The sequence below is a fragment of the Tangfeifania sp. genome, from assembly GCF_055108615.1.
This window is the reverse complement of record NZ_JBSQIC010000032.1, coordinates 1-14,122: the sequence shown is the minus strand read 5'-3', so window position 1 is coordinate 14,122 and position 14,122 is coordinate 1. Positions and strand designations below refer to the sequence as shown.

Sequence of the window (14,122 nt, the reverse complement as noted above, 5' to 3'; positions counted from 1 at the left end):
CCTCGTTTCATTTATTCATTTTTGGCTACCGATTTAATGGCACCTGTGCCGGGATGGAATTCAATACTGTAATCGCCAAACAGCAGCTTTTCCGGAACCGGGGCTGTTTCGCCAAACTGGGGCAGTACAATGCGTGCCGAGGCAATGGTTTTCAGTTCGAAAATAATTTCCACGTTCGCCATTCCGGGCATGCGGTAATAGACTCCGCTCTCTCCGGCTAATGGATTTTCAGAGGATGCCAGGCTGGTGTATTTTGCTTTCAGGTTTTCAACCGGGTTCACTTTTACCGTTACCGGTTTGCCGGAAAGATCGGAGGCGGGGACTACACCATTTTCTTCAGAAAAACGAAAAACTACTTCTCCGCTTCCGGTTGAAGAGGCAGTGGGAATAAAATCGAAACTAAATTTTTCGGTTTTATAAGTTGTCCTTCCGGTAAATAAGCTGAGGTAGTTTCTTTCAATCCGGTCGAGTTCGTCGAGGCTAACTTCGTAGGCAACGCCGTCAGGATGGAATTCGTCCATTAATCCGGCAGCCATGTGGAACCTTGTGAGCCTGCATTCCAGTATCCGGGCCGCTGCGTCAGCTGCTTTCTTCTCGGCACTCACACGCACAGGGCGGTAGTTATTGGTTGAATCGCCTTCGATGTAAAGCGGTGAATCATTGAAATTGGCAAACGAAAAATCTTCGTCATTAGTATCCCCGCTGATAAAAAGATTTGTTTTCACTTCATTTATCCCCAAAACATCGGTGGGTGAATTTATTCCGGCCAGGCAGCCATCGGGTGTCAGGTTAACAGAAAAAGCGCCTTCTCCCATTGCTTTATAAACATGATTGGGATCGGGCTCCGAGAATGTTTCCATTTGCACATCATCGAACTGCCACTGCACTGAACCGCGGTTGCGGGCATCGGTAATCCCGAGCAACTGCCCGGCATAAGCGGCATAAGGCCCGGGCTCGAAAGCAACCCTGGTGGCTTTCACATAAATCCTTACTCCTGTTCGGGGCAATGCATAGGTAATACCTTCCACAAAACCTGGTTCGGCCTCTTCGTCTCCTCTCCTGTTCCGCTGGCCAAATGCCGGAACAACAATCAAAATTGTCAGAATGATTAAAATAATTCGCTGCATAATGTTTTTTATTTATGACCTAAAAATAGAACTTTTATTGCGCATTTCAAGAAAAAAGATCAAGGAAAAGGCATCCCGCCTGAAAAGAAGAAAGCTATTTTCAGCCATTTTTTTCAGGCCGATTTATCGCACAACCGCGGTTTTGAAGGGTCCGGTCTGGGCTTATCCATTTCCAAGGGTTATGTTGAAATGTTGAATGGAAAAATCCATGCTGAATCGGATCCCGGAAAAGGTTCAACTTTTTTTGTTGTTATCCCGAATAGCAAACCCGACCATTAAAAACTACCCGAGCTCGAGAAAAGCTTTCCCCAAAAAATCAGTAATATCGCTGGCAATTAGTGAAGTTTCCGATTTTTCGGCAGCTGCCAAATCGCCTGCATGGCCGTGTAAATAAACCGCAACAACAACAGCATCGGCCGGTGGAATGCGCCGGGCAAGCAGTCCGAGGATTATTCCGGTAAGCGTGTCACCACTTCCGGCTGTGGCCATTCCCGGGTTCCCGGAGGAGTTGAAATAAAGCTTTCCATCGGGCGTGGCAATACTGCTGAACGCGCCTTTCAACAAAACAATAATATTGTAATCTTTAGCCAGCTTCCGTTGTTTTTCTATTCGTTCCCACGAATTCTCCGAATCGCCAACCAATCTTCTGAACTCACCGGGATGTGGAGTGAGAATGGAATTTGCTGGTAACTTTTTAAGCCATTCCAAATCTTCTGAAAGAATATTGAGCGCATCGGCATCCAAAACCATGGGAACCTCTGTTTTTTCGATCAGTTTGTGCAGGGCGCGTTGTGAATTGTGCTTCAAACCAATACCCGGGCCAATGCCAATGGCTGAAAACGGCGACAAATCGGGAAATTCTGTAAACATCGAATCGTGCGGATCGATGCTGACCATTGCTTCGGGCACGGAAGTCTGGATAATGGAATAACCGAGTCGCGGCACATGGGCAGTTAACAAACCAGTTCCTGCACGCAGGCAACCTTTTGATGCGAGCACCGTGGCTCCCATTTTCCCGTAGCTACCGGCAATCAACAATGCGTGGCCAAAAGTTCCTTTATGCGAAAATTTTGAACGTGCCGGAAGTAGCTTCTCAACATCATCCTTTTCAACAAAAACCACGTCTGAGGGTATTTTTTCAATCCCTTCCGGATGCAGCCCGATGGGCAAAACCTCCCATTTTCCGGTAAACTCTTCGTGTTCAGCAAACAGGAAACTAATTTTTGGAAACTGAAAAGTGAGCGTAAAATCGGCTTTTACAATACTTTCAAAATTATTGCCGGTGTTGTCTTCGCCCATCAATCCGCTGGGAATATCAATGGCAACAACTGAATTGGGCAGTTCATTTATTTTGCCCACAATTTCAGCCGGCAGCCCTTTCAATGGCCGTGTTAAGCCGGAACCAAACAACCCGTCGAGGAAAACATCCGACGGTTCGGTTTCGGGGAACTCACTGATATCCGAGATTTTTGAAAGTTTGACTTTGTCCTGTTTCTCGAGCCGCTGCCAGTTGGTGGCCGGCGAACCTTTCAGTTCTTTTCCCAGATCGAGCAAAAATACTTCGCACTGAAAATTGAAATCAGCCATCTGGCGGGCAATGGCCAGCGCATCGCCACCGTTGTTGCCCGGCCCCACAAAAAACAGCATCCGCTGTTCAGTTGAGAAACGGTAAACCAGCCAGTTGGAAATCTGCATGGCGGCCCGCTCCATCAAATCAATATCGGCAATGGGTTCATTTTCAATAGTAAACTTATCGATTTCAGCTATTTGTTTTGTAGTAAAAAGTTTCATTTTAGCAGATTTTTGATTTTCAAAAGAATGAAACGAGGATGGTAATAAATTACAGTTTCCCCATTTCTTCCTTCAGCCACTTGGGGCGGTTGGTGGTAATGGCAACCACTCCGGCCTGTTTCATTTTCATGGCAACTTCAGGATTGTCAACCGTCCACACCAAAACATCCAGGTTGTATTTATCAGCCTTTTCTACCAACTCTTTATCCACAATTTTATAGTTCAGGTTTATGCCTTCCAGACCGGCATTTGCAGCCTGTTTCATCTTTTCTTCCAGACCCTCTTTTACTGAACTGAGCCAGTAACATTCATTGCCGGGAAATACACCTTTTGTTTTCAGAATTGTTTCCCAGCCAAAAGCGATAAAAATAATCTGGTCTTGTTTCCCGCTGTCTTCAACAACACTTTCAAGATACGGAATAATTTCATTTCCGCTCTTTATTTCAACAACCAGTTTTTTTCCTTCCGGCACTGTTTCAATAATTTCAGCAAGAAAAGGAATTTTTTCGCCCTTGTACTTTTCGTCTTTCCATGCGCCGGCATCAAGTTCGCGCAACACTTCTGAGGGTGTGTCTTTTATAACATGGCTGTTTTCACCAGGACAGGTTCGTTTCGTGTCCTGGTCATGAATGACCATTACTTTTTTGTCTTTGGTAAGGTAAACATCCACCTCCACTGCATCGGTTCCCAGCTCCCATGCCAGGTTGGCAGCTGCAACTGTATTTTCCGGTGCCAGGTAGGAAGCTCCGCGGTGGGCAATAATTATTGGCTGGGCCAATACTCCAAATGTCATAAATGCGAATAATAGTGTTATCTGATACTTCATGGTAATTTTTATTTTATGGTCAAAGATAAAAAGGAAAAAGGTTTTATGTCCAAATGTGCTTTAAAAAATGTAGCTTTGCTGCATCTTTCAATCAACTATGAAACCAGCATTTACAACAGATATCGGGCTCATTTTTCTGAAACAGATAGCCAAAATGCCATTTAAAATTATCTATTTTTTATCGGACATTTTGTTTGTGGTTGTTTATTATATTGCCGGTTACCGCAAAAGTGTTGTACAGGAAAACCTGAAAAAAACGTTTCCCGAAAAACAACACAAAGCGATAAATCAAATTGCCAAAAAATATTACCGCCACCTGTGCGATTTAATTGTTGAAACCATTAAAATGGGTGAAATGACAGAAAAGGATTTCCGGGAACGAATGATTTTTAAAAACACGGAGCAATTAAACAGCTATTACGAAAAGGGCCGGAGTGTGGTTGTGCTCACCATGCATTACAACAACTGGGAGTGGAGCAGCTGCCTTCCGCTCAGTTTGAAACATAAAATACTGGGTGTGTACAAACCGCTGCACAACCAAAAATTCGATGCATACCTGAATCAGTCACGTAAAAAAATGGGGGCTTCGCTCATCTCAAATAATTTGATTTTAAGAACTTTAATCTCAAATAAAAATAACAGCGAACCGGTTTTCACCTGGCTGGCAGCCGACCAAACCCCGCCATTCTTTCACAAATTCTGGATGGTTTTCCTGAAACGTGAAACCATGTTTTACCCCGGTCCGGCATCCATTTCAAAACGATTTAACCATCCGGTTTTTTTTCAGAAAATAATAAAAAAGGAGCGCGGAAAATACGAGTCGGAATTTGAGCTCTTGTTTGAAAACCCGAAGGACAAAAGCGAGGCTGAAATAATGAAAGCCTACATCAATAAAATGGAAGGAGTAATTTACCGGCAGCCCGAATATTACTTGTGGTCGCACAAACGCTGGAAGTACGAACGCCCCGAAGGAGTGCCGCTGCAAGGTTAAAATAATTTTTCAGAAATTACACAAATGAACGAACTGGCAAAAAAAGACAAACGCTACCACGAAGGTTTCCTGAAAAAGAACCTCAACCGGATGATTACCGGGTTGCTCTGTTTAATCTCGCTGTTGCCGTTTTGGGTGCTTTTTGGAATATCTGATGTGCTGAACTTTTTTATACAACACGTTTTCAGGTACCGCCGCAAGGTAGTTTTCGATAATCTCCGTCATGCATTCCCCGAAAAACCGGAAAGCGAATTGAAAAATATTGCCCGGAAATTTTACCGCCACCTGGCCGATTTAATGGTGGAAACAATAAAGCTGCACAGCATGGATGAACGCCAGATGGAAAAGCACATTTCGTTTGAAGGGCTCGGGTTGCTGAACAACTATCACAAAGAAGGAAAAAGCATAATCATTTTGGCCATGCACCACAATAACTGGGAGTGGTGCAGTTTTATCCAGAATAAGGTAAAACATTTGGGATTAATGATTTATAATCCTGTGCGCGGCAATCAGTCCATGGAAAAGTTCATGCTGTATTCGCGCGAAAAATGGGGTGGCAAATGCATTCCGGTTCACCACTCCGGGCGGGCAACCATAGCGTTTCTCCGCAAAGGAATTCCAACAGCGTTGTGGCTTGGAGCCGATCAGACACCGCCACGCAATTCGAAATTCTGGACAGTTTTCCTGAACCGCGAAGCTCCGTTTTTCTCGGGGCCCGCAAAGATTCCAGCCAGAACCAACCAGCCGGTGTTTTTCCAGCAGGTTACCAAAATAGCGCGAGGAAAGTACAAAGTACACCTCGTGCCATTATTCCTGAACCCTAAGGATGTGGAACCAAAAGAAATTTTACTGGGGTATGTGCGCAAAATGGAAGAAATAATAGCCAAAGAACCCGAGCACTACTTGTGGTCGCACCGCCGCTGGAAGCACCAGCGCCCGGCCGAAATTCCGCTGACAACATAAAAAAAAGTGCCCGGTAAAACGAAACACTCCCTGCTATCAATTAAAAATTCTGAAGTTATTTTATTTGCTTTCGGTTAGAAATACATCCATGCCTCGTGCAGCAACCTTCCCGGCTTCAATGGCATGAACCACCAGGCTGGCCCCTTTTTCCGAATCGCCGGCAGCAAATATTTTTTCCACTGACGTTTGTTTGTTTCCATCCACTTTCACATTTCCCCGCTGGTCGTATTCAACGCCGAGCGTATCCAGCAAACCACTGTGCACCGGCTGGGTGAAACCCATTGACAAAAGTGCCAGGTCAACATCGAGCAGTTCGCCAGTGCCGGGGACTTCTTTCATTCTGAAACGCCCTGTTTCATCTTTTTCCCATTCCACCTGAACCACTTCTACCTGTTTTAGCTTTCCTTTTTCGCCAATAAACCGTTTGGTTGAAAGGCTCCAGCGGCGTTTGCAACCTTCCTCGTGCGAACTCGAAGTGCGTAAAATATTGGGCCAGTAGGGCCAGGGATCTTTATCGCCACGTTTTTCGGCAGGTTTGGGAAGAATTTCAATTTGTGTTACCGATTTGGCTTGCTGGCGAATGGAAGTACCCACGCAGTCGGAGCCTGTATCGCCACCGCCAATTACCAGCACATTTTTCCCTTTGGCAGAAATCATATCATCTTCGGGCAATTTTTGCCCGGCTACAATTTTGTTCTGGCGGGTAAGAAAATCCATTGCATAATGCACGCCTTCCAAATCACGACCTTCCACGGGTAAATTACGCGGATTCTCAGCACCAACAGCCAGCAAAACGGCATCAAATTCTTTTAAAAGTTCATCTTTCGAAATATCATTCCCAACATGAACTCCGGTTTTAAATTCAATCCCTTCTTCTGAAAAAATGGACAACCTGCGATCGATTACCCTTTTGTTGAGTTTAAAATCGGGTATGCCATAGCGCAACAACCCGCCAATGGCATCGTTTTTTTCGAAAACAGTAACAAGGTGGCCGGCCTGATTTAAAAGATCGGCGGCAGAAAGCCCGGCCGGACCGGAGCCAATAACAGCCACTTTTTTGCCCGTGCGGGTTTGCGGCGGATTAGGTGTAACCAACCCGGCTTCAAAAGCCTGTTCAATGGTAGCACATTCATTTTCGCGAATGGTTACCGGCTCCTCGTGAATCTCAAGCACACACGATTTTTCGCAGGGGGCCGGACAAATCCTCCCTGTAATTTCAGGGAAACTGTTTGTTGATTGCAGAATATAATAAGCTTCCTCTTTATTTCCGCGGTAAAGTGCATCCTGCCATTCAGGAATTTTACTACCCACGGGGCACCCCCAGTGGCAAAAAGGTATGCCGCAATCCATGCACCGCGAAGCCTGTAATTTCCTGTCGTTTATATTAAGCGTTTGCTCCACTTCGCCGAAGTCGTAAATTCGCTCTTTTGCCGGACGATACCCCGCATTTTTCCGGGGTACTGTCATAAAACCTTTTGGATCTCCCATATCTTATTATCGGGTTTTTCAGTTAATACTAATTTTTACTCATGCCGCGACGGATCGTCTTCCGTTAACTGCAATTTCTTTTGCAGCTCTACCAACTTTTGTTCTTCCAGCACTTTTTTGTACTCGAATGGAATAACTTTCACAAATTTGGGAAGGTATTCTTCCCAGTTGGTAAGAATTTCGGCAGCAAGTGTACTTTGTGTGTAAAGCAGGTGGTTGTTAATAAGCGCCTGCAATTCGGTTACATCGCTCTTATCTTCCACCGGCGTTAAATCAACAAGTCCTTTGTTGCAGTAATAATCGAAATTGCCTGTCCTGTCTAGCACATAAGCAATTCCACCGCTCATTCCGGCAGCAAAGTTACGGCCTGTTGGGCCGAGTACCACAACCCTTCCGCCGGTCATATATTCGCAGCAATGGTCGCCGGTGCCTTCAACAACGGCATGTACACCCGAGTTCCGGACGCCAAAACGTTCTCCGGCAACTCCCCTGATGTAGGCCTCTCCACGCGTGGCACCGTAAAAAGAAGTGTTTCCGATAATAATATTTTCATCGGGTTTAAATGTTGTTCCGAATGGTGGAACGACAATAATTTTACCACCGGAAAGCCCTTTACCAATATAATCGTTGGAATCGCCCTCGAGGCGGAACGTTACCCCTTTTACGAGGAAAGCGCCAAAGCTTTGCCCGGCAGTGCCGTGGAATGTACAATTAATGGTATCGTCGGGCAAGCCTTCTTCGCCATATTTTTTGGAAATTTCGCCCGACAACATCGCTCCGGTAGTCCTGTCAACGTTTACAATTTTGTGTGAAATCCAAACTTTTTCGGCTCCTTTAATGGCTTTTTTGGCTTCCTTAATCAGGTCCAAATCAATGTGTCCTTCAATTTTCTTTGTATTGGGATGAATATTATGAATCGGGAATTGTTTCGCTTCGTCGGGCATGTACAGCAAACCTGAGAAATCAACATTTTTTGACTTCCAGTTTACTACCTCAGGATCGAGCTCCAGCAAGTCGGTGCGTCCCACAATATCTTCAAATTTCCGGTATCCCATTTCAGCAAGGTATTCCCTGACTTCTTTTGCCAGGAACCTAAAAAAGTTAATGGTATATTCGGCCCTTCCAATAAACCTTTTCCGCAGCGATTCATCCTGGGTTGCAATTCCTGCCGGACAGGTATTCATGTGGCATTTACGCATCATAACGCAGCCGAGAGCAATTAACGGTGCGGTAGAGAATCCGAACTCCTCGGCTCCCAGGCAGGCGAGTGAAACCACATCGCGTCCTGTTTTCAATTGTCCGTCAACCTGAAGTTTTACTCTTCCGCGTAAGTTGTTAAGAACAAGCGTTTGTTGAGTCTCGGCAATTCCTAGTTCAACGGGCATTCCGGCATGTTTAATTGAACTGGCCGGACTGGCACCTGTTCCACCGGAAGTGCCTGCAATTGTAATAATATCGGCAAATGCTTTGGATACTCCTGCAGCAATGGTCCCCACCCCATCTTCGGAAACAAGTTTAACCGAAACGGCAGCTTTTGGATTGGTAATTTTCAGGTCATAAATCAGTTGTGCCAAATCCTCTATCGAATAAATATCATGGTGCGGAGGAGGAGAAATGAGCGTAATTCCCGGGGTTGAATTTCGGGTTTTGGCAATAATTTTATCCACTTTGTACCCGGGCAACTGGCCGCCTTCCCCCGGCTTGGCCCCCTGGGCTATTTTAATTTGCAATTCTTCGGCATTAATAAGGTAATTGTTGGTAACGCCAAAACGGCCCGATGCCACCTGCTTAATTTTACTGTTGCGGATGGTGCCGAAACGCTCGGGGTTTTCGCCCCCTTCGCCGGTATTGCTGCGCCCGCCAATGGTGTTCATCGTAATGGCCAGCGCCTCGTGGGCTTCTTTACTGATTGAACCGTACGACATTGCCCCGGTTACAAAACGTTTCATGATTGCCTCTTCCGGCTCAACCTCTTCAATTGGTATCGGGTTCTTTTTAAAGTTGAAATGGCTTCTGATAAACGCTGGTTTCCGGTTTTGCTTGTCAACCAAACTGGTAAATTCCTTGAATTTTGTAAAATCGTTGGTGCGGGTGGACCACTGCAGCAATCCTATGGTTTCGGGATTCCATGCATGGTGCTCCCCGTTTTTCCGCCAGGCATACACCCCATTGTTTTCAAAACTGAACGGTTTGGGTGCAGCTTCTTTTTGGTAGGCTTTTTCGTGGAACAGCGTAGCCTCTTTGCAAATTTCTTCAAGACCGATTCCGCTGATTTTAGCTGCAGTACCTGTAAAATATTTGTCAATTAACGCTTTGCTAACGCCTATCGATTCGAAAATCTGAGCCCCGTGGTAACTGCGCAGCGTTGAAATCCCCATTTTCGAAAACACCTTCAACAATCCTTTATCGATTGCTTTAATGTAATTTTTCCGGGCCTCTTTGTATTCCAGGTCAATTTTACCTTCTTTCACCATGTAATCGATGGCGGCAAAAGCAAGGTACGGATTAATCACACTGGCACCATACCCCAACAGAAGCGCAAAATGAGTTACTTCGCGGGCTTCGGCAGTTTCAACAATGATACCCACCTGCATACGTTTTTGTTTTTTAATGAGGTGGTGGTGCACCATTGCAACCCCAAGCAGCGACGGAATTGCAGCCTGTTCTTCACTGATTTCCCGGTCGCTGAGAATGATGTAGTTTCTGTTGTTGTCCACAGCCCATTCGGCATCTTTCAACATTTTATCGAGGGCTGCTTCAAATCCTTTCACCCCCTTTTTAACCGGGAAAACCATCTGGATTACTTTGTGTGAAAACATTTCATCCTTCAAATCTTTAATTTTCCCAAGATCGGTATTGGTAACAATCGGGCTTTTAAACTTAATAAGCTTGCAGTGCTCCGGAGTTTCTACCAAAATGTTGGAGTGCAGCGAACCAATGTAATTTGTCAGCGCCATAACCAGTCCTTCGCGAATGGGGTCAATGGCCGGGTTGGTCACCTGTGCAAACATCTGTTTAAAATATTCGAAGAAACGTTTTGGTTTATCGGAAAAAACTGCAGGTGGCACATCATTTCCCATCGAGCTGGTTGGCTCTGCCGCTTTTTCGCTCATGGGCTTAATCAGCTCGTACATGTCTTCTTTAGAATAGCCAAAAGCTTTTGAGTAGGTGGCAAAATTGTCGATGGCAGAAGGAACCCGTTTTTTCACTTTAATATCATCCATCAACATGCGGTTTTCCTTGAGCCACATATCGTAAGGATTCCGGTGGCTCAGCTGGTTTTTCACCTCTTCGTCGGGAATAATAATTCCCAGCTGCGTATCCACAAGCAGTATTTTCCCCGGGCGCAGCCTTCCTTTTGAAACAATATCTTCGGGCGGAAAAGTCTGAACCCCAACTTCCGATCCCATAACTATCAAATCATTTTTGGTAATTACATAGCGCGAAGGCCTCAATCCGTTCCGGTCGAGTGTTCCGCCTATGTAGCGGCCATCGGAAAAGACCATTGAAGCAGGCCCGTCCCATGGTTCCATAATGGTTGAGTGGTATTCATAAAAAGCTTTTAAACTTTCGGGAATCGGGTTTTTCTCGTTAAACGATTCAGGAATCATCATGCAAAGTGAATGCGGCAGGGTTCGGCCGGCCATGTGCAAAAATTCGAGCACATTGTCGAACGAAGCTGAATCGGATTTGCCCGGTTCGATCACCGGTAGAAGTTTTTTCAGATCTTCCCCGAAAACCTCCGACTTCATCAGGGCTTCGCGAGCCTGCATCCAGAGGCGGTTGCCTTTTACAGTGTTAATTTCGCCGTTGTGGGCCACAATCCGGAATGGTTGTGCCAAATCCCACGTGGGGAATGTGTTGGTACTAAACCGGGAGTGCACCAATGCTATGGCACTTTTAAACTGTTCGTTTTTTAAATCGATATAGTAAGCGGCAAGCTGGTCGGGTGTTAACATCCCCTTGTAAACAATTACCTTTGCCGAAAGGCTCGGTTGATAAAAGTTCTCTTTGCATTTCAAATTCGAGTTTAAAATCTCTTTTTCAACCAGTTTGCGTACGATATATAATTTTCTTTCCAGCACATCTTGTTCCAGATCCGCCTTTACAAAAACCTGTTTGATGAACGGCTCATTTGATTTGGCAATTTCGCCGGGGGCAGAACTATCGACCGGCACATCGCGGTAGCCTACCAATGTTAATCCTTCTGCCTTAATATGCTTCGACAATACTTCGATACACAATTCGGCTTCTTTGGTATCTTTGGGTAAAAAGATTAAACCGGTGCCATATTTGCCGGGTTCACCCACGTCGAGTTTCAGTTCCCGGGTAATAAAGTCATGAGGAATTTGCAACAACATTCCTGCCCCATCGCCGGTTGAATTATCCGCGCTGATTGCCCCCCTGTGATCCATATTCCGGAGCACATCGAGACCTTTTCTGATAATATCGTGTGATGGGTTACCTTTTATATGGGCTACAAATCCAATTCCACAGTTATCATGCTCATTAGCCGGGTTATATAATCCCTTTGCTTCAGGTAATCTCATCTGCATAGTCATTAATTTTTTAAGTTACTTGTTTTCTCCGGTACCAAACAGTGTTATTAAACTTTTGTGTAAAAATGAAAGTAAAACACTGTTTTTACTAACGAAGTGAAATCAAATTTAGGTAAAAGTATGATATTTTGCTACCCGACTCTAAAAAAAATGTGTTTCGTAACATACAATTAACTTTGATTTTTATGCAGAAGGAATGAAAATTTTTGCAGTTAAAAGCAAAATTAACTGAGCAGTTTATTTATCGCTTTCTCCATTCGTTCGAAACGGTACGCTTCAATTACCTGTGTTTTCTTTTCAAAAATTTTATCGAGACACAGGTTTCCGATACTGCCCTCGTGAGTATGTACAACTTTTTTAACGGGCTCAAATTCACCCTTTTCAATTTTTTCGGCTACCTGCTTGTAGGCCTCTCTAAACGGAATTCCCTCCACAACGAGCCGGTTTACTTCTTCCACGCTAAACAGGTAATTGTACTTTTCTTCTGAAAGGATATTCTTGTTCACTTCGATTTTTCCAAGTGCCAGTCCGGCAACCGAAAGACATTCACCCAACTCCGAAAAAAGCGGAAGAAACACTTCCTTCAACACCTGCATATCGCGAAAATAGCCGCCTGGCAGATTATTTACTACCAAAGTAATTTGATTTGGGACCCCTTGTATTTTATTGCATTTTCCACGAATGAGCTCAAAAACATCGGGATTTTTTTTATGTGGCATTATACTCGAACCGGTTGTAAATTCGGGTGGCAGGGTTACAAAATTAAAGTTTTGGCTGTTGAACAAACAAACATCGAATGCCAGTTTTGAAAGCGTTCCGGCAATATTGGCAAGGGCAAACGAAACAATTTTTTCCATTTTCCCGCGCCCCATTTGTGCATAAACCACATTGTAATTGAGGTTACTGAACCCGAGCAAATCGGTTGTCATCTGACGGTTGAGCGGGAACGAGGAGCCGTAGCCGGCTGCAGAACCCAGCGGGTTTTGGTTAACAATTTTAAAAGCCGACAGCAGCAGCTCCAAATCATCGGTCAGGCTTTCGGCATAAGCGCCAAACCACAACCCGAACGACGACGGCATGGCCACCTGAAGATGAGTGTAGCCGGGCATTAAAACATCTTTATTTTCTTCGCTTTTGGCCAGCAATGTATCGATAACCCGTTCAACCGAAAGAACAATTCCTTTAATGGCATCGCGGGTAAAGAGTTTTAAATCGAGCAGCACCTGGTCGTTGCGCGACCGCCCGCTGTGAATTTTTTTACCCAAATCGCCCAGTTCTTTGGTTAAAAGAAATTCTACCTGTGAGTGGACATCTTCCACGCCGTCTTCAATTTTAAAATTTCCGTCAGCAGCCTGACAGTACAGTTTTTTCAGGGCTTCCAGCAAAACAGGAAGTTCTTCTTTTTCAATCAGCCTTACTGATTCGAGCATGGTTACATGCGCCATGGAGCCCAAAATATCGTAAGGCACCAGGTACAAATCAAGTTCGCGATCTTTTCCAACAGTGAATTTTTCGACGGCCTCGTTTACAGGTATCCCTTTATCCCAGAGCTTCATTTTTTTTTGAATTTTCGGACAAAGATACAGATTTTGACCCGAAACGTTTTGCGTCGCCTATTTTAATCGAAAAAATTCTAAAAATACTGAAAAAATTGCCACTTTTGCCTTGCCTTTATGTACCGGAAAGGTTTTTATGTAAATAGCCATGTTCGAAAACAAAACAATACGTATAATTCTGTTTTCTGTCGTCGGATTGGCCCTGTTGGCGTATTTTGCGGGGTTACCGATTGACGTTACCCGCGATGCCGGGAAATATGCCACCATTTCGAAAGAGATTTTCCAGAACGGGAATTACATCAACCTGACTGTTCACGGCGATCCATACGATCAGAAGCCGCCCCTGCTTTTTTGGCTGGGGGCCCTGGGGTTTTCCATCGGAGGAATTTCCAACTTTTGGTTTAAGCTGCCGGTGCTTCTGGTGGTTTTTTTCGGATTATATTCGGCATTCCGGCTTGGGAAAAGCCTGTACAACAAACGGGTGGGGCTCATTACGGTTTTCCTGATGGCCTTCTCTTTTATTTATCCGTTTTATTCTATGGACATCCATACCGATACACCCATGCAGGCGTTTATAACTTTTGCCCTCTGGCAGCTTGCCGATTTTATTCAGACTAAAAGAAACCGGAGCTGGATTTTAGGCTTTTTCGGTATCGGGCTTGCTATGCTTTGCAAAGGTCCGCTGGGGGCGGTTATTCCTGCATTTGCCGTTGCGGGTCACCTGTTTCTAAAAAAGGATTTTAAATCGTTTACTGATTACCGGTGGTACGTCGGCATTTTGCTGGCGTTTGCAGTGGTCAGCCCTGCGCTCATTGGGCTCT

10 protein-coding genes are annotated in these 14,122 nt (G+C 44.9%); 4 read left to right on the top strand and 6 right to left on the bottom strand.

The features are described from left to right. Positions 1–11 precede the first annotated feature (11 nt). A complete protein-coding gene (locus tag ACTCNA_RS08990) occupies positions 12–1,127 on the bottom strand; it encodes a DUF4831 family protein (RefSeq protein ID WP_462947574.1) in 1,116 nt (371 codons plus the stop codon). Positions 1,128–1,163: 36 nt separating this feature from the next. Between ACTCNA_RS08990 and ACTCNA_RS08985 the strand changes: the two genes are divergently transcribed. Continuing rightward, on the top strand, positions 1,164–1,406 hold the full coding sequence (locus ACTCNA_RS08985; RefSeq protein WP_462947587.1) for an ATP-binding protein: 243 nt from the start codon (positions 1,164–1,166) through the stop codon (positions 1,404–1,406). A 3-nt stretch (positions 1,407–1,409) separates the two neighbouring features. On the opposite strand, the gene ACTCNA_RS08980 is transcribed toward ACTCNA_RS08985, so the two are convergent. Further along, positions 1,410–2,918, bottom strand: a complete 1,509-nt coding sequence (locus tag ACTCNA_RS08980; RefSeq protein ID WP_462947573.1) for an NAD(P)H-hydrate dehydratase — start codon at positions 2,916–2,918, stop codon at positions 1,410–1,412. Positions 2,919–2,967: 49 nt separating this feature from the next. Beyond that, positions 2,968–3,744: a glycerophosphodiester phosphodiesterase family protein gene (locus ACTCNA_RS08975; protein ID WP_462947572.1), complete on the bottom strand. Its 777-nt coding sequence runs from the start codon at positions 3,742–3,744 to the stop codon at positions 2,968–2,970. 97 nt (positions 3,745–3,841) lie between these two features. Here ACTCNA_RS08975 and ACTCNA_RS08970 point away from each other — a divergent pair, with 97 nt between their 5' ends. Together ACTCNA_RS08970 and ACTCNA_RS08965 are read left to right on the top strand one after the other, a co-directional pair. Beyond that, complete coding sequence (locus ACTCNA_RS08970; protein WP_462947571.1) at positions 3,842–4,735, top strand: lysophospholipid acyltransferase family protein; 894 nt, start codon at positions 3,842–3,844, stop codon at positions 4,733–4,735. A gap of 24 nt (positions 4,736–4,759) precedes the next feature. Next, positions 4,760–5,698 (top strand): lysophospholipid acyltransferase family protein, encoded by a 939-nt coding sequence (locus ACTCNA_RS08965; protein ID WP_462947570.1) that lies wholly within the window; start codon positions 4,760–4,762, stop codon positions 5,696–5,698. Positions 5,699–5,758: 60 nt separating this feature from the next. On the opposite strand, the gene ACTCNA_RS08960 is transcribed toward ACTCNA_RS08965, so the two are convergent. From ACTCNA_RS08960 to argH, 3 genes are all read right to left on the bottom strand, one after another. Beyond that, positions 5,759–7,186 (bottom strand): glutamate synthase subunit beta, encoded by a 1,428-nt coding sequence (locus tag ACTCNA_RS08960; protein ID WP_462947569.1) that lies wholly within the window; start codon positions 7,184–7,186, stop codon positions 5,759–5,761. Between the two features lie 35 nt (positions 7,187–7,221). Next, positions 7,222–11,742 (bottom strand): glutamate synthase large subunit, encoded by a 4,521-nt coding sequence (gene gltB, locus ACTCNA_RS08955; protein WP_462947568.1) that lies wholly within the window; start codon positions 11,740–11,742, stop codon positions 7,222–7,224. 227 nt (positions 11,743–11,969) lie between these two features. Further along, the gene (argH, locus tag ACTCNA_RS08950) at positions 11,970–13,301 is read right to left on the bottom strand and encodes an argininosuccinate lyase (RefSeq protein WP_462947567.1); all 1,332 of its coding nucleotides are present in this window, start codon (positions 13,299–13,301) and stop codon (positions 11,970–11,972) included. Between the two features lie 148 nt (positions 13,302–13,449). Here argH and ACTCNA_RS08945 point away from each other — a divergent pair. Further along, positions 13,450–14,122 (top strand): ArnT family glycosyltransferase (locus tag ACTCNA_RS08945; RefSeq protein ID WP_462947566.1); only part of this gene is annotated, 673 nt, incomplete at its 3' end.